Below are 22,718 nucleotides of genomic sequence, written 5' to 3'. Positions count from 1 at the left end.
GTCAAGCGGGAACCGCATGCTAGGATGATGTGCCGGATAATTCGGTAAGGTCGCTCTCGGCTCGCCAACGGAAGGACATGTAATGAAACGTTCCTATAGGTATGGATTAGCGTCGATCGCATTTTGTGTTGCATCCCTTACTGGCATGCCTACGGCATTCGCGGATAGTGGTTCGCGAATGACCAACATGCTTAACTCAACGGGCGAAGGGACATCGAATCCATCGTATGGCCGATTGATCAAGAACATCATGATCTTTCAGGCCGGCGGGTGGTCAGGCCTTGCCACTTCACCGGCCTGTCTCCAGCAGGTCACGCCAACCTGCGGCTCAAATCCGTCTTGGCCGCAAGCCGGGGCGGGAAATCCAGGTGGCCGGGTTGGCTATCTGAGCAAGAGCAACGACGTATTCCTGAATCAGATGGCCCAGATCAAAGCCATGAATCAGGACACCGCCATTGCGGTGCTGATCATGCCTGACGAAGAAGCCGCCGCCAGCGGTTACGGGGCATGCTACGGAAGCTTCTGGACCAATGACCAGTCGTGTTCGGCCGGGGGCACCTGGTCCACGCCGCGCGCGATGTTCGCCAACGTTGCCTGGGCCGCGTGGATGAAGGGCATCCAGGTCGCGCCACTGATCTCGATCAACGTTTACGATCACATCAAGGGTAGCGCGGCATTTCCGACGAACGACGATCCGAACAGGGCCTCGGTAGCCGTCGCGCGGCTGAAGCAATACGTTGACTGGTACATGTCGACGGTCAATGCAACGAGCCTTCATGCCTCTGACGGACGCGTGGTCATTCTCACGGAGGGGCTTCCGTCTAATACCAACCTTCCCGCCGACAACGCCCAGGCCTCCGCGATTATCGCCTATATGAAGTCGCGCACCGACATTCTGTGGATTGATAATTTTTCCGGCATGAGTGCGGGACAGGCGAACTCGGCCAGCAACATCTACCGTTCGGCCAGCACGGAAGACACCACCGGCAGCGTCCAGGATGGTCTGAAAGCTTCCTGGAAAAGCCATTACCTTTGGCATTTCATTGACCGATGGGGCAGCAATGCGGCCTACACGACGGGGATTCCAGAGCCGCTTCGCCTGAAGTGGCTGAACATATCGCCGGCCGCGTCGAACAACTACCCGGTAATTATCAGTCAATGGAATGAGTACGCGGAGTCGCTGACATTTGAACCCGATCAGAACGGCGGAACAGCGGAGTACGCCTATCTTCAGTGGCGGCTGGGACAGCAGCCATGAGAAGTAGATAGGCTGCCGAGTGTTCCACCGGCCTATGCTTCGAGGCTAAGCAAATCCCCGCACATTGCGAGCGGGGATTTCTTTTGGCCAACGCCAACGTGCTTCAGGCACATAGCGTCGCCAACTTAAGCCGCTAGTGCAGCTCGCAATGTCCTTAATCTCTGTACTGAATTTACGATTTACCTCTTCCAGGAGAGGCGCTTCTACCTCAGCAACGTCGTCGAGCCTATCTAAGTTTGCGAGACTGGAGTGCATCAGTCACCAGTCCAGCAATCCATAGGACTTGTGCCTAACCGGCCTCCCCTGCCACCGCTGGATGGCTTTGGCCGTGGCCCTGGCGGCCGCCGCCGTAATGTCTTGGTGATGGCCCGGCTGTTCGCGGCCCCTATGGCGTCAGCGACACCCCACCCTGGTCTCGATCCTAGGAGACCACCCTCGATCTCGCCCAGATTCACTCCCAGAAGACCGTCGACACTACGCCAACTAGACGAGGAAACAGCTAGAAAGAGGGCGTATTTCGGGTCTCCAGGTCGCCAGTGAGGAGATACTGGGATGCCGTGAAACGGCTAGATGGTGCCCGGAGTGGGACTCGAACCCACATACCCTTGCGGATGAGGGATTTTAAGTCCCTTGCGTCTACCGATTTCGCCATCCGGGCTGAAAAGAAAAAAGGCGCACCGCTGTTGCGTGTGCGCCTTGGAATGCGATGGAGGCCGAGGTCGGAATCGAACCGGCGTACGCGGATTTGCAGTCCGCTGCATGACCACTCTGCCACCCGGCCATCGCTTGCGCACGCGGAGAGTATCCGATAGCGCTTAAAAAACAAAACCCCGGTTTTTCCGAGGCTTTGTGGAAATCTGGAGCGGGAAACGAGACTCGAACTCGCGACCCCGACCTTGGCAAGGTCGTGCTCTACCAACTGAGCTATTCCCGCGTCGTGGTCCAGCTATTCTAGATGAGATCGACAATGTGTCAACTACTTTGCACCGGATTTTTTTCGGCTTTTTTCACGTCGTGATCGCGCAATGCGGGCCATGCGGCGCGCAGGTAGTCCACGCCCGACCAGATGGTGAGGATGCCCGCCACGACCAGCAGGGCTTCGCCGATGTGGTACAGGCGCAGCGTCTCGGCGTCGTGCTGGAGCAGCAGGACGACCAGGGCCACCATCTGCATCGCGGTCTTCAGCTTGCCCAGGAAGGCCACCTTCACCTTGGAGCGCGCGCCGATCTCGGCCATCCACTCACGCAGGGCCGAGACGCTGATCTCACGGCCCACGATCACGGAGGCGGTCACGGCCAGCAGGATGCCCTGCCAGCCGCCCGGATGGGACTGCACCAGCAGGAACAGGGTGACGGCAACCATGAGCTTGTCGGCCACCGGATCGAGGAAGGCGCCGAAGGCCGAGGTCATGTCCAGGCGCCGGGCCAGGTAGCCGTCGAGCCAGTCCGTGAGACCGGCCAGGACGAACACCAGCGCGGCGGCCAGGTTCGAGCCGCGGAACGGCAGGTAGAAGACAACCACCATCACGGGCAGGAGCAGCACGCGGAATAGGGTCAGCCAGGTAGGCAGGTTGATACGCATAATTTGGCCGGTTCTTCCGGGCGACCTTCCAGTCGCCCTGTTCGTTCAGGGATGGAGCATGGCATAGATGCGTTCGGCGAGACCGCGATCAATCCCCTTTACGCTCATCAATTCCTCGACGCCCGCGGCTTCCACGCCCGCGAGGCCGCCGAAGGCCTTCAGCAGGGCCGCACGGCGCCGTGCGCCGACGCCCGCCACGTCTTCCAGGGTACTGCGCTCGCGCGCCGCCTCGCGCCGACGGCGGTGGCCGCTGATGGCGAAACGGTGCGCCTCGTCACGGACCGCCGCCACCAGGTGGAGCGCTGGCGAGGAGGTGCCTGGATGCAAGGTGCGGCCGCTTTCGGCCAGCACCAGGGTTTCTTCGCCCGCGCGGCGGCCCGGCCCCTTGGCCACGCCGACCACGCGGATACCGGCAACGCCCAGGTCGCGCAGCACGTCCACGGCCTGGCCCACCTGGCCCGTGCCGCCGTCGATCAGCAGGATGTCGGGCTTCGCACCGCCTTCTACCACCTTCTTGAAACGCCGGGTCAGCGCCTGATGCATGGCGGCGTAATCGTCGCCCGGCGTGATCCCCGCGATGTTGAAGCGACGGTAGTGGGATTTCTCCGGCCCTTCCGGACCGAACACCACGCAGGAGGCCACGGTGGCCTCACCTCGGGTGTGGCTGATGTCGAAGCATTCGATGCGCCGCGGCGTTTCGTCCAGTTCGAGCACCTTCTGCAGGTCGTCGAAACGCGCCAGCAGCGTGTGCCGGCTGGCGAGGCGCGAGGTGAGTGCCGCGCTGGCGTTGCGCTGCGCCATCTCCAGAAAGCGCGCGCGGTCGCCGCGCACGCTGGTCTTCAGCGCCACGGCGTAGCCCGCGTGCTCGGACAATACGGAGGTCAGCACCTCGGCGTCCTCTACCGGATCGCTCAGCACCAGCTCGCGCGGCACCTGACGCTCCAGGTAGTACTGGGCGAGGAACTGCTCCATCACGTCGGAGACCGACGCGTCGGTCGGCAGGCGCGGGAAGAAGTCGCGCGATCCCAGGCTGACACCGTTGCGGAAGAACAGCACGCTGACGCAGGCCATGCCCCCTTCCATGCAGCAGGCCACCACGTCCATGTCGGCGCTGGCGCCCTGCACGAAATGCTGCGCCTGGATCTTGCGCAGCGCCGCCACCTGGTCGCGCAGCGCGGCGGCACGCTCGAAATGCAGTGCGGCACTGGCCTGCTCCATCGACGTCGCCAGCTCGTCGATCACGGCGCTGCTGCGGCCTTCGAGGAACATCTCGGCGTGGCGCACGTCGTTGCGGTAGTCGTCCACCTCGATCAGCTTCACGCATGGCGCGCTGCACCGGCCGATCTGGTGTTGCAGGCACGGGCGCGAGCGATTGCGGAAGTAGCTGTCCTCGCACTGGCGCACCTTGAACAGCTTCTGCATCAGCCCGAGGCTCTCGCGCACGGCAAAGGTGCTGGGATAGGGGCCGAAGTACCGGCCGATACCCGACTTGGCGCCACGATGGAATGCCAGGCGCGGGTAATCCTCACCGCCGGAAAGGTAGATGTACGGGTAGCTCTTGTCGTCGCGCAGCACGATGTTGTATCGCGGCTTGAGCGACTTGATGAGCTGGGATTCGAGCAGCAGCGCCTCGCCAGCCGTGCGCGTCAGCGTGACTTCCGCACGATCGATCTGCGACACCATCGAGGCGATGCGCGGGTCCATCGGCGGCTTGAGGAAGTAGTTGCTGACCCGCTTCTTGAGGTTCGCGGCCTTGCCCACGTACAGCAACTCGCCTTCCCCGTCGAAGTAGCGATAGACGCCGGGGGAGGTCGTGAGATGGCGGACGAAGGCCTTGCCGTCGAACGGATGCGACTCGGTGTGCTCCATCCGGTCATTTTACCGCGTCGGCGGCCCTTGAAGACGAAAAACGCCGGCATGGGCTGGCCATGCCGGCGTAGACCTTCCATGGGAGTGTCGCCGTCCTTAGGGGGTCACTGTGGCGACAGGGATAGATTACGGAATGGCCCCACGCCGCACATTCGGGCGAAGCCTTGAATGAATGTCAGGCTTTTACCTTGGGGCTTGTACGTGAACGCCTACAAACCAGCCGATCGGGCCAGCCAGCGCTCGGCCCGCTCCAGGTCTTCCGCAGTGTCGATGCCCGGCGGGAAGGGCTCAGGGGTCGGCTGCACCGAGATGGCGTAGCCGTGCTCCATGGCCCTCAGCTGCTCCAGCGACTCGGCCTGCTCCAGCGGTGTCCGCGGAAGGGCGGCCAGGCGGCGCAGGAAGCCCGCCCGGTAGGCGTAGATGCCGATATGACGCAGGAAAGGGATCTTGGCGGGCAATATGGTACGGTCGCGGGCGAAGTCGTCACGTGCCCACGGCGAGGGGGCGCGGGTGAAATAGAGGGCCCGCCCGTTGGCGGCACGCACGACCTTGACGATGTTGGGATCGAACAGTTCGTCGGCATGTTCGATGGGCGTGGCCAGGGTCGCCATGGGCGCATCGTCGCCGGCCAGGGTCGCCACCACCGCACGGATGCCGGCGGCCGGGGCGAAGGGCTCGTCGCCCTGCAGGTTCACGACGATGGTGTCTTCCGGCCAGCCGTAATGGCTCACCACTTCCGCAATGCGGTCGGTGCCGGACGCGTGGTCCTCCCGGGTCATGCAGACCAGGATGTCACCGCATCCGCGCAGCTCGCCGGCGACCCGGCTGTCGTCGGTCGCCACCACTACCTGCGCAGCGCCCGCCTGCCCTGCCCGCTCGGCGACCCGGCGGATCATCGATATGCCGCCGATCTTCAGCAACGGCTTGCCGGGCAACCGGGTGGATCCGAACCGCGCAGGCACGACGACGACGAAGGGAGGGAGCTTGGCGGCCATGTCGGCTTCCGTGGACGGGGAAGCGGAAGCGTGTCGCGAAAGGCGGTCGCGCGCAAGGCGCACTCCTACATGTAGGAGCGCGCCTTGCGCGCGACCGGGATCAGACTACCGGCGTAATACGGAAACCGACGCCGTTCGCCAACTCCAGGAACCCCGGAAACGACGTCGCCACATTGGCGCAATCACCGATGACGATCGGGCCGGACGCCACCAGGCCGGCGATGGCGAAGCTCATGGCGATGCGGTGATCGCCATGGCTGTCGATGGTGCCACCATGGATCGCGCCGCCACGGATCATCGCACCGTCAGGCAGTTCGTCGATGAGCACGCCGCAGGCCTTCAGGCCGTTGGCCATGCTGGCGATGCGATCGGACTCCTTGACGCGCAGCTCGGCGGCGCCACGGATCGTGGTCATGCCTTCGGCCGCCGCGGCAGCCACGAACAGGGCCGGGAACTCGTCGATCATGTCGGGCACGATGTCGAGCGGCAGCGCAACGCCATGCAGCGGACGATGACGGACGATCAGGTCAGCGATCTCCTCGCCACCGCTGACACGCTCGTTTTCTACCGAGATATCGGCGCCCATCAGTTCCAGCGCGGCCAGCAGGCCCGTACGGCGCGGATTGAGACCCACGGCCTTCAGACGAAGCTCCGAGCCCGGCACGATGCATGCGGCGACGATGAAGAACGCAGCCGACGAGAAGTCGGCGGGCACGTCCACATCCACGGCATGCAAGGTATGGCCGTCTTCGAGCTTCGCCTTACCCGGGGAATACTCGATGGGCCAGCCGAAGGCCTTGAGCATGCTCTCCGTGTAGTCGCGCGTGGGATGCGGCTCGATGACTTCGGTGCTGCCTTCGGCATACAGGCCGGCGAGCAACAGCGCGGACTTGATCTGCGCGCTGGCGACCGGCGGATGGTAGGTGATGCCCTGGAGCTTGCGACCGCCATGGATACGCAGCGGCGGCTTGCCGTCTTCGGTATCGATCTGCGCGCCCATCTCGCCCAGCGGATCGGTGACCCGGCGCATGGGACGACGCGACAGCGATTCGTCGCCAACCAGTGTCGAGTCGAACGCCTGGCCGGCGAGCAGGCCGGCGAGCAGGCGCATGCCGGTGCCGGCGTTGCCGCAGTCGAGTGATTCTTGCGTGCCACGCAGGCCGTGCAGGCCCACGCCATGCACGATGCGCTCGCCCGGCGCAGGCGTTTCGAAACGGACGCCGAGCTTGCCGAGGATGGCCGCCGTGGCGCGGGTGTCCTCACCTTCGAGGAAACCACGGATGTGCGAGGTGCCTTCGGCCAGCGCACCGAACATCAGCGAGCGATGCGATACCGACTTGTCGCCGGGCACGGTGATCTCGCCGCGCAGCGGGCCACCCTGGTGGCTGGTCCAGTCGATACGGCTCAAGGGAGGTTCTCCAGCAGGCGTTGCAGCTCGGCGCGGCTGCCCACGCTGATACGTACGGTGGTGAGCAGGCCATAGCCGACCATCGGACGCACGATCACGCCGGTGCCGAACAGGTGCGCTTCCAACTCGGCCGCATCGCGACCGACATCGACGAGCACGAAGTTGGTCTGCGACGGAAACACGCGCATGCCGCGCGCGGTCAGCTCCGCGGCCAGCCACTCGCGATCGCGACGATTGGTCTCCCTGACGCGGGCGCGGTGCTCGTGGTCACCAAGCGCGGCTTCGGCGGCGGCCAGCGCCACGCCGTTCACATTGAACGACTCGCGCAGGCGCTCGCACACCGCCGCGACGGACGGATGGCTGAGCATGTAGCCCACGCGCAGGCCCGCCAGCGCGTACGCCTTGGAGAACGTGCGCGTGACGATCAGGTTCGGATAACGACCGAGCAGGTGCAGCGCGGTGCTGAGGCCTGGCGCGTCGACGTATTCGTTGTAAGCCTCGTCGACCACCACCAGCGTGCTCGACGGCACCTGGTCGAGGAAGCGCTCAAGCACCGCATCGGTGAACCAGGTGCCGGTCGGATTGTTGGGATTGGCGAGGTAGACCAGGCGGGTATCTGGCGTGACGGCCTTCGCCATCGCGTCGAGATCGTGCCCGTAAGGCGCCTCGGGATGATCGATGGGCAGCGCGGGCACCACGATGCCCCGCGCGCCCGCCGCGGCGGCGGCGATCGGGAACACCGCGAAGCTGTACTGCGAATGCACCACCGGATGCTCGGCATCGGCAAAGCACTGCGCGAGCAGCATCAGCAGCTCATGCGAACCATTGCCGAGCGTGATGCCGGAGACCGGCACGCCCAGTTCATCCGAGATGCGATGCTTGAGCGAGGCACCCACCGGGTCGGGATAACGGAAGATGTCGTCGAGCACGCGCGTAGCCGCGCGCATCGCCTGCTTGCTCGGGCCGAGCGGGTTTTCATTGGAACCCAGCTCGGAGAGCACGTCGCCGAAACGCGCGCGCAGCGTGGGCAGGTCGTGACCGGGATCGTAGGCGCGCAGAGCCAACGTCGCCCGGTTGGCGAGCGTCGCCGCGTCGAAACCGGCGGTCACGGCAAGGCGACCGGGTAGGAGCCGAGCACACGGACATCGGCGGCCGTGGGCTTCATCTCCTTCAGGGCCGCCTGCACCGAGGCATCGTCCACATGACCGGAGATGTCGATGAAGAAGGCGTATTGCCACTTGCCGGTGTGGGCAGGGCGGGATTCGATGCGGTTCATGCTGACATCGTGCTTCGCGAGCGGGCTGAGTACGTCGTAGAGCGCGCCGGGCTTGTCCTTCACGGTGACCAGCAGCGACGTGCGGTCGTTGCCTGACACCGGGAAAATGGAGCGACCGATGACGAGGAAGCGCGTGGTGTTGTCCGAGCGATCCTCGATGGGACCGGCGACGGTCTTCAGGCCGTACACGCGACCTGCGGTTTCACCGGCGATGGCGGCGGAATCCGGCGACAGGCGCGCGGTACGCGCCGCTTCGGCGTTGCTGGATACCGCGATGCGCTCGGCATTGGGCAGGTTCACGCGCAGCCAGCCCTGGCACTGCTGCAACGACTGCGGGTGCGAATAAATGCGCTTGACGTCCTTCAGCTCGCCCGTAAGCGAGAGCAGGTTCTGGTGTACGCGCAATTCCACTTCGCCGCAGATGGTGGCCTTGGAGACGAGGAACATGTCCAGGGTCATCTGGATCATGCCCTGCCCCGAGTTCTCCACCGGGACGACGCCGAAATCGGCGTTACCCGCCGCGACTTCCTGGAAGACCTCTTCGATGCTACCCAGCGGCAGGCCATAGGCGGCGTGGCCGAAGTGCTTGCGCACGGCCTGCTCGCTGAAGGTGCCTTCGGGACCGAGGAAGCCGATCTTCAGCGGCTGCTGCTGCGATAGGCACGAGGACATGATCTCGCGGAACAGTCGGACCAGCTCCGCGTTGGGCAGCGGGCCGTCGTTGCGGTCGATCACGCCGCGCAGGACCTGGGCTTCGCGTTCGGGTCGGTAATAGTCCACCGCCGCCTTCAACGGGCCCTTGGCCCGGCCGACCTGCTGCGCCCACTGGGCGCGCTCGCTGATAAGCGATTGCAGTTGCTGGTCGATGCTGTCGATGCGCTGGCGCGCTTCGGTAAGCGTGGCTTGTTTGTCGGCGGGGGTCTTGCTCATGGACGTCCGGGCGGCTAAATGGTTGCAATTGAAAGGGATTGTCGCCGCACGCATGCTGCATTGCGGCGATCCTCCGACTTTAACCGTGACGCGTTGCAAAGTCCCGCATAAATTTCACGAGTTCGTCCACGGCCTCTTGCGGCACCGCGTTGTAGAGCGACGCGCGCATGCCACCCACGGCCTTGTGGCCCTTGAGCGCGAGCAGCCCGGCTTTCTCGGAATCGGCAAGGAAGGCGGCATCGAGCGCGCTGTCGTGCAAGGTGAAAGGCACATTCATGCGCGAGCGCGCGGCCACATCGACCGGGCTGCGATAAAAGCCGCCGGAACCGTCGATGGCGTCGTACAGCGTCTTCGCCTTGCGCGCGTTTCGCTCGCCCATCGCGACAAGGCCGCCCTGCTCGTCAATCCAGTCGAAAGTGAGCTTGGCCAGGTACCAGCCCCAGGTGTTGGGTGTGTTGAGCATGGAATCGTTCGCGGCGTGCTCCGCGTAGCGGAAGATCTTCGCCATCGGGCGGCCTTCGCGCGCAAGCAGGTCGTCACGGACGATCATCACCACCAGGCCGGACGGGCCGATGTTCTTCTGCGCGCCAGCGTAGATCAGGCCGAAACGTGACACGTCGAGCGGTTCGCTGAGAATGTTCGACGACATGTCAGCGATGAGCGGCGTATCGCCAACATCGGGAATATCGTGGAATTCCACGCCGTGGATCGTCTCGTTCGGCGTGTAGTGCACGTACGACGCGCCCTCGCTGAGGCGCCAGGTGTCGCGCGACGGCAGCTTCAGGTAACGATCGCCTTCGGACGTCGCCGCGACGCGCGCGTCGATGTACGGCGCCGCTTCGCGCACGGCCTTCTCACCCCAGTGGCCGGTGACGATGTAGTCCGCGTGGTCGCCGGGGCCGGCGAGGTTCATCGGGATCAGCGCGAACTGCTGCGTGGCGCCGCCCTGGAGGAACAGCACCTTGTAGCCGGGCGGCACGCCAAGAAGACGTCGCAGGCTGGCCTCGGCCTCAGCCGCCAGTGCCATGAAGCGCTTGCCCCGATGGGACAGTTCCATCACCGAAGCGCCCGAGCCGTTCCACTCGAGCAGCTCCGCCTGCGCACGCCGAAGGACCGGCTCCGGCAACGCCGCCGGGCCCGCGCTGAAATTCCAGGCTCTTGTCACGCCAGAAGCACCTTAGGTTGGGGAGAACCCCGATTATGCTCCCAGCCCCGGGCGCGATTGGAAGGGCTTTATCCGGTCAGCCGCCGGGCATGAAGAGGACGGCGGCGATGCCCAGCGCCAGCAGCGCGGCTGTGACGATGAGCCACCAGACATCGTTTCGCGATGACCCGCTCTCGTCGGCTTCCGGTTCGTCCGGCGATTCCTCCACGAGGGTCACCACCGGTTCGGCGGCCCAGCCGGGCGCGTCGAGGACGAAGCGATGGTTGGCGATGCCGATCTGGTCGCCCGGTTGCAGGGCCGCACGCGCCACGGTCACGCCATTGACGCGCACGGCATGACGCGGCGGCACGCGGGTGGCGTCGAGCACCAGCTCGCCGTCTTCCCAAGCCAGGCTCAGCAGGGCGACATCGTTGCCGGGCAACTCCAGTGGCAGCGCGCCATGCGTGGCACCCAGCTCCAGTCGCTCGCCCACCGGCACGGTGCGGCCGGACAAGGGACCAGCCACCGGGCGCAGGGCAACGGTGCAACGGGCCTCGTTGGGCACCACGGCGTCGCGGTTGTCGATGTCGGCATCGTCGCGGATGAGCATGCGGCACTCACCCAGCGACAGGCTGTCGCCCGGCCGCAGGAGGGCCCACTCGCGGACCGGACGCGCATTGACGTAGACACGCCCCGCCTCCGGCGCCACCTCGAGCACGAGGCCGCGACGGTCGCGATGGATGCGGACATGGCGTGGGGCGACCTGGGCCTCGGAGACCACGAGATCATTTTCTTCGGCGCGGCCGATCGTGAGCACGGGCCGTGACCAGTGGAAATCACCGCGTGCCGAGCTGACGAATTCAATGCGCATGAAGGAACCGGGACGTTGACGAAGCGACTTTAGCAGGTTGCGGTATCTATTTGAAACGTAAAGATGTCGTGATCGTCGCCTAACGTGCCTGCTAGACTCGCTGACTGACACGTTCTACGGAAATCCTTCATGCCCACGATCGACATCCATCGCCCTCACGGCACCACCCGCGCCGATGCCCTCGAGACGACGCAGAAGATCGCCACGCGGATGAGCGAGAAGCTGGGCACCAAGGGGCACTGGCAGCCGGGCGGCCTCTATACCTTCACCGGCCCGGGCGCCAAGGGCTCCATCACCGTGGGCGACAGCGAAATCCACGTGGTGGTGGAGCTGGGCATGATGTTGACCTTCATGAAGGGCACCATAGAGGACGAAATTCGCCGCAAGCTGGAAGAGCATTTCGGCCGCTGAGCGGGGGTTCCTCCCAGGCGGGTGGCCTTGGCCTCGCTGCCATGCCATAATACGGGACTTATGCGGCCACGGCGGCCAACTATCCGACCCGGAACACATGGCAAAAGACGACGTCATCGAAATGGAAGGCACGGTCCAGGAGACCCTGCCCAACACCATGTTCCGCGTGCAGCTCGAGAACGGGCACGTCATTACTGCCCATATCTCCGGCCGCATGCGTAAGCATTACATCCGCATTCTCACCGGCGACAAGGTGAAGGTCGAAATGACCCCCTACGACCTCACCAAGGGCCGTATCACCTACCGCATGAAGTAAGCGCTTCTCGCGCCGGCTTCACCGGAACCCAAGAAGGCCGCGGCTATCGCCGCGGCTTTTTTATTGTCACAACTCCGTCCGCCGCTCGATCACCCGCGAAATCAATCCGTACGCCAGCGCTTCCTCCGCCGGCATCCACAGATCGCGCTCGATATCGGCACGGACCCGCTCCAGCGGCTGGCCGCATTCCCGGGCGATCACTTGGGCGATACGCTCCCGCGCCTTCATGATCTCCTTCGCCTGGATGGCGATATCACTGGCCGGGCCGCCTGCCCCGCCGCTCGGCTGATGGATGAGGAAGCGGGTCTGCGGCAGGCATACGCGACGCTCTCGCGGTACGCCGAGGAACAGGTGCGTGGCGGCGCTCCCCACCCAGCCGGTGCCGATCATGTTCACCGGGGCGTTGATGAAGCGAAGTACGTCGTGGATGACGTCGCCGGATTCCAGGTGACCACCCGGCGAGGACACGATCATGTCGATCGGGGCGTCGGCATCGGCATCCAGCGCCAGCAGGCGACGTACCGTTTCGGCGGCGACGGTGTCGGTGATCGTGCCGAAGACCAGCACCGTGCGGGCGCGAAACGCCTTTTCTTCGAGGAAGGCACTGCCCTGGGCCTGCGGGGTCGGCGGCCGGGTGTCGGTGTCATTGGTGAACATGGGACGGTTCTCCGTGTCGTGGTAGGTTCATCCTGTAGACGAACGAGTGACCACGAACGTGACATCCCCTGCGCCGTTCCATTCGCACCTCGACGACAAGGCGCTGCGCCTTCGCCTCCTGGCGCTTGCCCGCCGCTGGTCCGCCGCGGACCACGACGCGGAAGACCTCGTGCAGGAAACCTACCTGCGCACCGCGCATGGTGCGCTGTCCGACACGGAAAACCCCGAAGCCTGGATGGTCACCGTGCTGCGCAACCTCTGCATCGACGGGCTACGCCGGCACGACCGCTACCGATCCATCCTGGCGAACCTCGTCGCCGGGAGCACGGGCGGCACCGAGGCCGATACGCCCGAACATCGTTTGGACACCGACCAGCAGGTCACGATGGCGCTGCTGCGCCTCGTACGTTCGCTGTCACCGGGAGACGTCGCCCTCCTGCTGCTGCACGAGGTATTCGAACTGGATCACGCGCGTCTAGGCGAACTATCGGGCCGCAGTGAGGTGGCGTCGCGTCAGCATGTGCGTCGCCTGCTTGCTCGCGTAAGGGGAGATCGACAGACCTGGGACGACGCGTACGCCGACGAGGATACGGGTGATCTTTTGGCGCTTTGCCAGTTGGCGGTATGCCAACGCGACCCGGCAGGATTGATCGCCACGGTGCGGATCTCGTCGCCGATGGCGCTGATGAGCCTGGCGGAGCCGATCACCGTTTTGTAGGAGCGCGCTTGCGCGCGATCGGAGTCACCTCTTCGCACCCATCGCGCGCAAGCGCGCTCCTACAGTAAAGCCGGAGCGCGCTTGCGGGCTGGGATTACGCGGTGGCCGTGGCCGGCTCCGCGGATTCGGTCTCAACATGCAGGTCATCGCCCTCGACCGAGAGGGTGACCTTGCCGCCGTCGGCCAGCTTGCCGAAGAGCAGCTCGTCGGCCAGGGCACGCTTGACCTTGTCCTGGATGACGCGGGCCATCGGACGTGCGCCCATCTGCGGGTCGAAGCCGTGCTCGGCCAACCAGCGACGAGCCTCCGCCGTGACGTCCACGCTCACCTTCTTCTCCGCCAGCTGGGTTTCCAGCTCGATCAGGAACTTGTCGACCACGCGCAGGATGTGATCGAAGTCCAGGGCGTTGAACTGGATGATCGCGTCGAGACGGTTACGGAATTCCGGCGTAAACAGGCGACGGAGGGTTTCCATGGCGTCCGGTGCGTGGTTCTGCTTCACGAAGCCGATGCCCCGGCGCGAAGCCAGCTGCGCGCCGGCGTTCGTCGTCATCACCACGATGACGTTCTTGAAGTTGGCCTCGCGACCGTTGGTGTCGGTCAGCACGCCGCGGTCCATCACCTGCAGCAGGATGTTGTAGACATCCGGATGCGCCTTCTCGATCTCGTCGAGCAGGAGCACGCAGTGCGGGTGCTTGGTGATCTGCTCGGTCAGCAGGCCACCCTGATCGAAACCGACGTAGCCCGGAGGGGCACCGACCAGGCGCGAGACGGAATGGGCTTCCATGTACTCGGACATGTCGAAGCGAACCATCTCGATACCCAGCTGCATGGCGAGCTGGCGGGTGACTTCCGTCTTGCCGACGCCCGTGGGGCCGGCGAGCAGGAAGCTGCCGATCGGCTTGGACGGATCGCCCAGGCCCGAACGCGCCATCTTGATCGACGAGGCCAGGGCCTCGATCGCCGCATCCTGGCCGAACACCACCATCTTGAGGTTGCGCTCAAGGTTGCGCAGGACATCGCGATCGGACGCCGAGACCTGCTTGGCGGGGATGCGCGCCATCTTGGCGACGATGAATTCGATCTCGGCCACGTCGACCTTGCCCGTGCGCTCGTCCTCGGGGAGCAGGCGCTGTCGGGCGCCGGCCTCGTCGATGACGTCGATGGCCTTGTCGGGGAGCAGGCGGTCGGGGATGTGCTTGACCGAGAGATCCACGGCCGCGCGCAGCGCCTCACCGGTGTACTCCACCGAGTGATGCTCTTCGAAGCGGCTCTTCAGGCCACGCAGGATCTCGATGGAGTCGGCCACGGTGGGCTCGACCACGTCGATCTTCTGGAAGCGGCGGGCCAGGGCGCGGTCCTTCTCGAATACGCCCCGGAACTCCTGGAACGTGGTCGAGCCGATGCAGCGCAGTTCGCCCGAGGCCAGCATGGGCTTGATCAGGTTGGAGGCGTCCATCGTGCCGCCCGATGCCGAACCCGCACCGATGATGGTGTGGATCTCGTCGATGAACAGGATGGAGTTGGGCTGCTTCTTGAGCTGGGCGATCACCGCCTTGAGGCGCTTCTCAAAATCGCCGCGGTATTTGGTGCCCGCGACCAGCGCGCCGAGATCGAGCGACCAGATGGTGCAGTCTTCCAGCACCTCGGGCACCTGACCTTCCACGATGCGCTTGGCGAGGCCTTCGGCCAGCGCCGTCTTGCCCACGCCCGCCTCGCCCACGTAGAGCGGGTTGTTCTTGCGGCGGCGGCAAAGCACCTGGATGGTGCGCTCGACTTCGTCGTGGCGGCCGATCAGCGGATCGATCTTGCCCTGGATGGCCAGTTCGTTGAGGTTGGAGGCGTACTCGCTGAGCGGGTTGCCCTTGCCCTCGCCGCCGTCTTCGCCGTCGCGCTCGCTGTTCGAGGTGGCCGGGGCCGCCTCGTCACCGATCTTGGCGATGCCGTGGGAGATGTAGTTGACGACGTCCAGGCGGGTAATCTCCTGCTGGTGCAGGAAATAGACCGCGTGGGAGTCCTTTTCGCCGAAGATCGCCACGAGCACGTTCGCGCCAGTGACTTCCTTCCGGCCGGACGACTGCACGTGGTAGACGGCACGCTGGAGCACGCGCTGGAAGCCCAGCGTCGGCTGCGTGTCGCGCTCGTCGCCGGCGGGGAGCACCGGGACGGTCTCGGCGATGATTCGTTGCAGGTCGGCCGCCAGACGCGGCAGGTCTACGCCGCAGGCCCGCAGGGCAGCCAGGGCGGAGGTGTTTTCGGTAAGCGCGAGCAGCAGGTGCTCCACGGTCATGAATTCGTGGCGCTGCTCGCGGGCCTGCTTGTAGCAGTGCCCGATGGTGACTTCGAGATCCTTACTGAACATACGGACCGTCTCCGATAGCTGTGGGCGGCGGGGTCTAACCCTTTGGTTGCCGCATGTATTCCAGATGGGGGACTGGCTACATCTTTTCCATAGTGCACAACAGCGGGTGTTGATGAGATCGTGAGTACTCGTTTACCTGCGTCACCTTGGTTTCTGCCACCTCGCGGGTGAACACGCCGCACACGCCTTTTCCTCGGGTGTGGACGTGGAGCATCACCTGGACCGCCTTCTCCTGGTCCATGCCGAAGAAGCTACGCAAAACCTCGATCACGAAATCCATCGGCGTGAAGTCGTCGTTCAGCAGGACGACCTGGAACAGCGGCGGCCGTGCCGTCTCCGGACGGCTGGTTTCTACGGCAAGGCCATGACCGCGGTCGCTTTCCTGATCGTGTTCGTGTTCCTGGGACATTTAGAAGAACCTTGGGTACGCGATTCGATTATATACACCCGATTTTCGCCCGGCTTTCGGGTCGACTCCCACAGGTGATGGCACAATAGGCCGTTTTCCAGAGCCCCCTCCCCCATCCGACCGATGACCTCCCAGCCCAACCCGGCCGAAAACGTCTGGTGCCCCCGCGTGACGGTGGCCTGCGTCGTCGCGCACGAAGGCCGATTCCTCATGGTGGAGGAGGACGTCTTCGGCGAACTGGCCTACAACCAGCCCGCCGGACACCTCGATCCGGGCGAGAGCCTGCGCCATGCCGCGGTCCGCGAAGCCCTGGAGGAAACCGGGCACACGGTCGAACTGGATGCCTTCCTGGGCGCCTGGCAGTGGCTCAGCCCCGAGCACGGGGAACAGGTGATCCGCTTCGCCTTCAGCGGGCATTCGGTGGGCCACGACCCGTCGCGCGCCCTCGACACGGGGATCCTCCGCGCCCTGTGGATGCGCCGGGACGAGATCGAGGCCCTGGGTCCGCGCCTGCGCAGCCCACTCATCCTGACCACGATCGACACCTGGCTGTCCGGGCGGCGCCTGCCGCTGGAGGCCGTCGCCAGCCTGCTGCCGGGGACCGCGCCGTGAAGGTGATCCTCGGCGTATCCGGTGGCGTGGATTCCTCCGTCGCTGCCCTCCTGCTCCAGCAGGCCGACCACGAGGTGGAAGGCATGTTCATGCAGAACTGGGAAGAGGACGACCGCTCCGGCCCCTGCACCACCGACGAGGACCGCAAGGACGCCGTCGCCGTCTGCGGCCGCCTGGGCATCCCCTTCCACGCCCGCAACTTCGCCGGCGAATACTGGGATGGCGTGTTCGCCTACTTCCTGGCCGAGTACGCGGCGGGCCGGACACCCAACCCGGACGTCCTCTGCAACCGCGAGATCAAGTTCAAGACCTTCCTCGACCACGCCCAGGCGCTGGGCGCCGAGAAGATCGCCACGGGCCACTACGCCCGCGTGGATTTCCGCGACGGCCGCTACCGGCTGCTCCGCGCCGTGGATGCGAGCAAGGATCAGAGCTACTTCCTGCATGCCCTCGGCCAGAAGCAGCTCGCCGCCACGCTGTTCCCCGTGGGCGAGATCGAAAAATCGCTGGTGCGCGAACTGGCCCGCGAGGCCGGACTCGCCACGCACGCGAAGAAGGACTCCACCGGCATCTGCTTCATCGGCGAGCGCGATTTCCGCGCGTTCCTCGCCCAGTACCTCCCGGCGAAGCCCGGCGCGATGGTCGACCCCGACGGCAAGGTCATCGGCGAGCACCAGGGTGTCATGTACTACACGCTGGGCCAGCGCAATGGCCTAGGCATCGGCGGCCGCGTCGGCGCCTCGAACGACCCGTGGTACGTGGTGGGCAAGGATGTCGCCAGCAACACGCTGATCGTCGCACAGGGTGGTGAGAACCAGTGGCTGCAATCCACCCACCTACAGGCCACCGACGCCACCTGGGTAGCTGGGGAAGCGCCAGGGCTGTCCTTCCGCTGCACCGCGAAGACCCGCTATCGCCAGTCCGACCAGGCCTGCACCGTCGAGGTCCGGGCCGATACCCTGCGCGTCGTCTTCGACGAGCCGCAGCGCGCCGTGACTCCGGGCCAGTCGGTCGTCCTCTACGACGGCGAAGCCTGCCTGGGCGGCGCGGTAATCTCCGCCACCGATGCCGTCTACGGTGGCCTCGCATGACCTGTAGGAGCGCGCTTGCGCGCGATGGCCTTTCGCGAAAGGCCACCACGAATCGATTTTCCGAGTCTGACGAATGAATGAAGAACGCATCCTAGCCCTCGCCGGTGTTTTCCAGGGGGCCGCCCTCGCCCAGCAGCTCGCCACCGAAGGCCGCTGCGACGACGTGGCGTTCGAGGCCAGCATGGGCAGCGTGTTCCGGATCGACGCGGATTCCGTGGCGGCCGTTTATGGCGGCGTCGCCGGCGTGCGGCGCGGCCTGCGCACGCTCGTGGCCCAGTTCGAAGACCAGACCCGCGATATCGCCGTGATGCGCATGGCCGTGACCGTGCTGCGCCTGGAGCGCTCGCTGTCGCGCAACCACGCCCTGCTGGAACGCCTGCGCGAAGGCATCGTAGCCACCCAACGCCAGGTGGAACATTTCGGCCTCGACCACCCGAACGTGGAGGCCCGACTGGCCGAGGTCTACGCGACCACGCTGTCCACGTTGAAGCCCCGCGTGATGGTCACCGGTACGCCGGCCTATCTCCAGCAGAAGGGTAACGTCGAGCGTGTTCGTGCCGCCCTGCTCGCCGCCGTGCGTTCGGCGGTGCTGTGGCGCCAGATCGGCGGTCGGCAGTGGCACATCCTGTTCTATCGGAAGCAGTGCGCGATGCTGGCCCGTGGCCTGCTGACCGGCTCAACCCTGGACAACGGCCTGTAGGAGCGCACCTGCGCGCGACCCGCGGCAGCGGCAATCTGGCCCGCTGCCGCGGGTCGCGCGCAAGCGCGCTCCTACAAGGACGGGGCGGTGTCCAGGCCGGGGATGGTCCCGGCTAGCGTTCTCAGCAGATCACCGAAGCCGACGAGGTCGTCACGCCACGGCGAGGCGCTGCGCCAGAACAGCGCGATATGCCGCCCCGGGCGGGCGCCCTCGACCGCCGCCAGTACTACGTTCGGAATGGACCCCAGCCGCTCGTGGGCCAGGATCGGCACCAGCGAGTATCCACCACGCAACGCCACCAGGGTCGCCAGGCTCTCGATGCTGAGATCCTGGATGCGTTCGGGTCGCGCCGCGCCAGGCATGCCCAGGTCGGATACGCCGTTACCATGGCTTTCCGCCATCAAGGTGGCGTCGGCCGCATCCAGCTCCGTGAGGGCGATGGATTCGCGCCCTGCCAGCGGGTGACCTTTTTGCAGCAGCAGCTCGTAGGGCTCGAAGAACAGCACCACCGACTCCAGGCCTGTGACCGTCGCGCTCGGCGGTGCCAGCACGGCGTCCAGTTCGCCCTCGCTCAACCGGCGGAGCAAACCACGCGGCTTGCCCTCGGAGATGGTCAGGCGCGCATCGGGAAAGCGCTCGGGAAACGGCTCGATAACATGGGGCAGCAGGTACGGCCCCAGCGTGGAGGGCACGCCCAGCCGCAGCTCGCCGCCAAAGGCGATGTCGCCGGCCCGCGCCGCGTGCTCCAGGTGTTCGGCCGCCGACAGCACGCTGTCGATATAACCCAACAGACGCTGACCGCTGGCCGTGGGCGCCACGCGTCGGCCGCCGCGCTCGAAGAGCGGCATGCCGAGCGCCTGCTCGACCTTCTGGACCTGGTGGGAAAGCCCCGACGGGCTGATGTACATGGCTCGGGCGGCGCTGTTGAAGCTGCCTTCACGCGCAACGGCCTGGACCAGGGCGAGGTCGCGCAGCGACACCGATGACAGGGCCATCGAAATCATCGAACGCTGCATGCCATCAAATGCGTTTGCGCCCATTCGCCGCCGCCCTCATCCTTTTGCCGCCGAAATTCGCGTGGCCTATGCCACGGACCGGCCATTGTAGCCGGCCACGGGTCTCACGGCGGTCGCATACCAACGCCAGACTGCGCGATAATCGACGCTTTGATGGGCCCGACCGGGTCCGCCAGGCCTCCCCAGCTAAAGAACGTCACGCCAGGAGTACAGCATGAAAGACTCGTTCTCGGTACGAGACAGCATCGAAGTCAACGGCAAGCGCCACACCATCGCCAGCCTGGCCAAGTTGGGCGAGAAGTTCGACCTCAAGCGCCTGCCCTACTCCATGAAGATCCTGCTGGAGAACCTCCTCCGCCAGGAAGACGGCGAAAACGTCACCTCGAAGGAAATCAAGGCCGTCGCCAAGTGGGACGCCAAGGCCGAGCCGGACACCGAAATCTCCTTCATGCCCGCCCGCGTGGTCCTCCAGGACTTCACCGGCGTGCCCTGCGTGGTCGACCTCGCCGCCATGCGCGACGCCGTGGTGAAGCTCGGCGGCGACGCCAAGCGTATCAACCCGCTGGTGCCGGCCGAGCTGGTCATCGATCACTCCGTGCAGGTCGACGCCTTCGGTGCCGAATCGGCGCTGGAAAAGAACGTCGAAATCGAATTCGAGCGCAACCAGGAGCGCTACTCCTTCCTGCGCTGGGGCCAGAAGGCCTTCAACAACTTCGCCGTCGTGCCGCCGCGCACCGGCATCGTCCACCAGGTGAACCTGGAGAACCTCGCCCGCGTCGTGTTCACCAGCGACGTGGACGGCGAGTCGTTCGCCTACCCGGATAGCGTGTTCGGCACCGACTCGCACACCACCATGATCAACGGCATCGGCGTGCTGGGCTGGGGCGTGGGCGGTATCGAGGCCGAGGCCGCGATGCTCGGCCAGGCGTCGTCCATGCTGATCCCGCAGGTCGTCGGCTTCCGCCTCACCGGCAAGCTGTCCGAAGGCGTCACCGCCACCGACCTCGTGCTCACCGTCACCCAAATGCTGCGCAAGCTCGGCGTCGTGGGCAAGTTTGTCGAGTTCTTCGGCAACGGCCTGCAGAACCTGCCGCTGGCCGACCGCGCCACCATCGCCAACATGGCCCCGGAATACGGCGCCACCTGCGGCATCTTCCCGATCGACCAGGAAGCCCTGAACTACCTGCACCTGTCGGGTCGCGACGACGCCCAGATCAAGCTGGTGGAAACCTACGCCAAGGCCCAGGGCCTGTGGCACGACGCCAACACCCCGGAAGCCGAGTTCACCACGGTGCTCGAGCTGGACATGGCCACGGTCAAGCCCTCGCTGGCCGGCCCGAAGCGCCCGCAGGATCGCGTGCTGCTCGAAGGCGTGAAGCAGAGCTTCCTCGACGTCGTCAGCCCGCTCACCGCCAACCGCAAGACCAAGAACGGCGACACCTCGCGCTTCAGCAATGAAGGCGGCGGCACCGCCATCGGCAACGAAGCCAACGGCATCAACGAAGAAGGCGTGCTCGTCCACAAGGACGGCCAGAACTTCCGCATCAACGACGGCTCCGTCGTGATCGCCGCCATCACCTCGTGCACCAACACCTCCAACCCGGCCGTGATGCTCGCCGCCGGCCTGGTGGCGAAGAAGGCCGCCGCGCGTGGCCTCACCTCCAAGCCGTGGGTGAAGCCCTCGCTCGGCCCGGGTTCGCTCGTGGTCACCGAGTACCTGAAGAAGACCGGCCTGCTCGCCGAGCTGGAGAAGGTCAACTTCTACGTGGTCGGCTACGGCTGCACCACCTGCATCGGCAACTCGGGTCCGCTGCCGGCCGAAATCAGCAAGGGCATCGCCGAGGGCGACCTCGCCGTGGCGTCGGTGCTCTCGGGCAACCGCAACTTCGAAGGCCGCGTGCATCCGGAAGTGAAGATGAACTACCTGGCCTCGCCGCCGCTGGTGGTCGCCTACGCCCTGGCCGGTACGCTCAACATCGACCTCACGAAGGACGCGATCGGCACGGGCAGTGATGGCCAGCCGGTGTACCTGAAGGACATCTGGCCGAGCAACCAGGAAATCAGCGACCTCATCGCCGGCGCCATCAGCCCGGAGATGTTCAAGGCCAGCTACGCCGACGTCTTCAAGGGCGACAGCCGCTGGAACCAGATCGCCTCGCCGGACGGCCAGACCTACGCGTGGGACGACTCCACGTACATCAAGAACCCGCCGTACTTCGACGGCATGTCCGCCGAAGCCGGCACCATCGAGGACATCCACGGCGCCCGCGCCATGGGCATCTTCGGTGACTCGATCACCACCGACCACATCTCGCCGGCCGGCTCGATCAAGAAGGACAGCCCGGCGGGCCGCTTCCTGATCTCCAAGGGCGTGGAGCCGAAGGACTTCAACTCCTACGGTTCGCGTCGCGGCAACGACGACGTGATGGTGCGCGGTACCTTCGCCAACATCCGCATCAAGAACCTGATGCTCGACGGCGTCGAGGGTGGCTACACCAAGTACATCCCGAACGGCGAACAGATGGCCATCTACGATGCCGCCATGAAGTACAAGGCCGACGGCACCCCGCTGGTCGTCCTCGCCGGCAAGGAATACGGCACCGGCTCGTCGCGTGACTGGGCGGCCAAGGGCACGCTGCTGCTGGGCGTCAAGGCCGTGATCACCGAGAGCTTCGAGCGCATCCACCGCTCCAACCTGGTCGGCATGGGCGTGCTGCCCTGCCAGTTCCAGGACGGCGAGAACGCACAGTCGCTGGGCCTGACGGGCGACGAAGTGTTCGACATCACTGGCCTCAACGGCGGCGAGTCGAAGACGGCGAAGGTCAAGGCCACGCGTCCGGACGGCTCGGTCAAGGAGTTCACCGTGAAGGTGCTGCTGCTGACCCCGAAGGAGCGCGAGTTCTTCCGCCACGGCGGCATCCTGCAGTACGTGCTTCGCTCGCTCGCCAAGGCCTGATAGCGTCACAGGTCGAGTGAATGAAAAGCCCCGGGGAAACCCGGGGCTTTTTTTATGTTCGTCACGGCGGCTTTTGCGCCTTGTAGGAGCGCGCTTGCGCGCGATGGGTGCTCGCGATATCCCGAATCGCGCGCAAGC

Annotated in this window: 20 protein-coding genes and 3 tRNA genes; 8 read left to right on the top strand and 15 right to left on the bottom strand. The window is 65.3% G+C overall.

The features are described from left to right. Positions 1–178 precede the first annotated feature (178 nt). A complete protein-coding gene (locus tag GAK28_RS10880) occupies positions 179–1,258 on the top strand; it encodes a hypothetical protein (protein ID WP_291778483.1) in 1,080 nt (359 codons plus the stop codon). Positions 1,259–1,829: 571 nt separating this feature from the next. On the opposite strand, the gene GAK28_RS10875 is transcribed toward GAK28_RS10880, so the two are convergent. From GAK28_RS10875 to GAK28_RS10825, 11 genes are all read right to left on the bottom strand, one after another. Then, a tRNA-Leu gene (locus GAK28_RS10875) sits at positions 1,830–1,916 on the bottom strand. A gap of 49 nt (positions 1,917–1,965) precedes the next feature. Continuing rightward, a tRNA-Cys gene (locus GAK28_RS10870) sits at positions 1,966–2,039 on the bottom strand. 77 nt (positions 2,040–2,116) lie between these two features. Further along, a tRNA-Gly gene (locus GAK28_RS10865) sits at positions 2,117–2,192 on the bottom strand. A 38-nt stretch (positions 2,193–2,230) separates the two neighbouring features. Further along, a complete protein-coding gene (gene pgsA / locus GAK28_RS10860; protein WP_291778480.1) occupies positions 2,231–2,839 on the bottom strand; it encodes a CDP-diacylglycerol--glycerol-3-phosphate 3-phosphatidyltransferase in 609 nt (202 codons plus the stop codon). Positions 2,840–2,884: 45 nt separating this feature from the next. Continuing rightward, positions 2,885–4,708: an excinuclease ABC subunit UvrC gene (uvrC, locus tag GAK28_RS10855; protein ID WP_291778477.1), complete on the bottom strand. Its 1,824-nt coding sequence runs from the start codon at positions 4,706–4,708 to the stop codon at positions 2,885–2,887. Between the two features lie 209 nt (positions 4,709–4,917). Continuing rightward, the gene (gene kdsB / locus GAK28_RS10850) at positions 4,918–5,703 is read right to left on the bottom strand and encodes a 3-deoxy-manno-octulosonate cytidylyltransferase (protein WP_291778475.1); all 786 of its coding nucleotides are present in this window, start codon (positions 5,701–5,703) and stop codon (positions 4,918–4,920) included. Between the two features lie 100 nt (positions 5,704–5,803). Next, positions 5,804–7,111 (bottom strand): 3-phosphoshikimate 1-carboxyvinyltransferase, encoded by a 1,308-nt coding sequence (aroA, locus tag GAK28_RS10845; RefSeq protein WP_291778472.1) that lies wholly within the window; start codon positions 7,109–7,111, stop codon positions 5,804–5,806. Continuing rightward, positions 7,108–8,220, bottom strand: coding sequence for a histidinol-phosphate transaminase (gene hisC, locus GAK28_RS10840; protein ID WP_291778469.1), 1,113 nt, complete (start codon positions 8,218–8,220; stop codon positions 7,108–7,110). The genes aroA and hisC overlap by 4 nt, the downstream gene beginning before the upstream one ends. After that, the gene (pheA, locus tag GAK28_RS10835; RefSeq protein WP_291778466.1) at positions 8,217–9,317 is read right to left on the bottom strand and encodes a prephenate dehydratase; all 1,101 of its coding nucleotides are present in this window, start codon (positions 9,315–9,317) and stop codon (positions 8,217–8,219) included. The genes hisC and pheA overlap by 4 nt, the downstream gene beginning before the upstream one ends. A 79-nt stretch (positions 9,318–9,396) precedes the next feature. After that, the gene (serC, locus tag GAK28_RS10830) at positions 9,397–10,482 is read right to left on the bottom strand and encodes a 3-phosphoserine/phosphohydroxythreonine transaminase (RefSeq protein ID WP_291778463.1); all 1,086 of its coding nucleotides are present in this window, start codon (positions 10,480–10,482) and stop codon (positions 9,397–9,399) included. A 76-nt stretch (positions 10,483–10,558) separates the two neighbouring features. Further along, the gene (locus tag GAK28_RS10825; RefSeq protein WP_291778460.1) at positions 10,559–11,332 is read right to left on the bottom strand and encodes an FHA domain-containing protein; all 774 of its coding nucleotides are present in this window, start codon (positions 11,330–11,332) and stop codon (positions 10,559–10,561) included. Between the two features lie 129 nt (positions 11,333–11,461). Between GAK28_RS10825 and GAK28_RS10820 the strand changes: the two genes are divergently transcribed. Together GAK28_RS10820 and infA are read left to right on the top strand one after the other, a co-directional pair. Continuing rightward, positions 11,462–11,743, top strand: coding sequence for a polyhydroxyalkanoic acid system family protein (locus tag GAK28_RS10820; RefSeq protein WP_291778458.1), 282 nt, complete (start codon positions 11,462–11,464; stop codon positions 11,741–11,743). A 97-nt stretch (positions 11,744–11,840) separates the two neighbouring features. After that, positions 11,841–12,059 (top strand): translation initiation factor IF-1, encoded by a 219-nt coding sequence (gene infA, locus GAK28_RS10815; protein WP_019466733.1) that lies wholly within the window; start codon positions 11,841–11,843, stop codon positions 12,057–12,059. 66 nt (positions 12,060–12,125) lie between these two features. Here infA and GAK28_RS10810 read toward each other — a convergent pair whose 3' ends face one another. Continuing rightward, entirely contained in the window at positions 12,126–12,716 is a 591-nt protein-coding gene (locus tag GAK28_RS10810) for an ATP-dependent Clp protease proteolytic subunit (protein WP_291778456.1), read from the bottom strand. 58 nt (positions 12,717–12,774) lie between these two features. On the opposite strand from GAK28_RS10810, the gene GAK28_RS10805 reads away from it, so the two are divergent. After that, complete coding sequence (locus GAK28_RS10805; RefSeq protein WP_291778454.1) at positions 12,775–13,434, top strand: sigma-70 family RNA polymerase sigma factor; 660 nt, start codon at positions 12,775–12,777, stop codon at positions 13,432–13,434. A 94-nt stretch (positions 13,435–13,528) separates the two neighbouring features. On the opposite strand, the gene clpA is transcribed toward GAK28_RS10805, so the two are convergent. Both clpA and clpS read right to left on the bottom strand, forming a co-directional pair. Continuing rightward, positions 13,529–15,796: an ATP-dependent Clp protease ATP-binding subunit ClpA gene (gene clpA, locus GAK28_RS10800; RefSeq protein WP_291778452.1), complete on the bottom strand. Its 2,268-nt coding sequence runs from the start codon at positions 15,794–15,796 to the stop codon at positions 13,529–13,531. Positions 15,797–15,872: 76 nt separating this feature from the next. Beyond that, positions 15,873–16,205 carry an ATP-dependent Clp protease adapter ClpS gene (clpS, locus tag GAK28_RS10795; protein ID WP_291778450.1) on the bottom strand — a complete coding sequence of 111 codons (333 nt, stop codon included), beginning with the start codon at positions 16,203–16,205 and terminating at the stop codon, positions 15,873–15,875. Between the two features lie 123 nt (positions 16,206–16,328). Between clpS and GAK28_RS10790 the strand changes: the two genes are divergently transcribed. The 3 genes from GAK28_RS10790 (at position 16,329) to hflD (ending at position 18,608) form a co-directional block, all read left to right on the top strand. Then, complete coding sequence (locus tag GAK28_RS10790; RefSeq protein WP_291778447.1) at positions 16,329–16,817, top strand: NUDIX hydrolase; 489 nt, start codon at positions 16,329–16,331, stop codon at positions 16,815–16,817. Continuing rightward, positions 16,814–17,908, top strand: a complete 1,095-nt coding sequence (gene mnmA, locus GAK28_RS10785; protein WP_291778445.1) for a tRNA 2-thiouridine(34) synthase MnmA — start codon at positions 16,814–16,816, stop codon at positions 17,906–17,908. Before GAK28_RS10790 ends, mnmA begins: the two co-directional genes overlap by 4 nt. A 73-nt stretch (positions 17,909–17,981) precedes the next feature. Further along, entirely contained in the window at positions 17,982–18,608 is a 627-nt protein-coding gene (gene hflD / locus GAK28_RS10780; protein WP_291778442.1) for a high frequency lysogenization protein HflD, read from the top strand. Positions 18,609–18,679: 71 nt separating this feature from the next. Here hflD and GAK28_RS10775 read toward each other — a convergent pair whose 3' ends face one another. Further along, positions 18,680–19,624: a LysR family transcriptional regulator gene (locus tag GAK28_RS10775; RefSeq protein ID WP_291778439.1), complete on the bottom strand. Its 945-nt coding sequence runs from the start codon at positions 19,622–19,624 to the stop codon at positions 18,680–18,682. Positions 19,625–19,838: 214 nt separating this feature from the next. On the opposite strand from GAK28_RS10775, the gene acnA reads away from it, so the two are divergent. Then, positions 19,839–22,580 (top strand): aconitate hydratase AcnA, encoded by a 2,742-nt coding sequence (gene acnA / locus GAK28_RS10770; RefSeq protein ID WP_291778436.1) that lies wholly within the window; start codon positions 19,839–19,841, stop codon positions 22,578–22,580. Positions 22,581–22,718 lie beyond the last annotated feature (138 nt).

Origin of the sequence: Luteibacter sp., from assembly GCF_009912395.1 — a bacterium.
Taxonomy (GTDB): Bacteria; Pseudomonadota; Gammaproteobacteria; order Xanthomonadales; family Rhodanobacteraceae; genus Luteibacter.
This window is presented reverse-complemented; position numbering and strand designations above follow the sequence as displayed.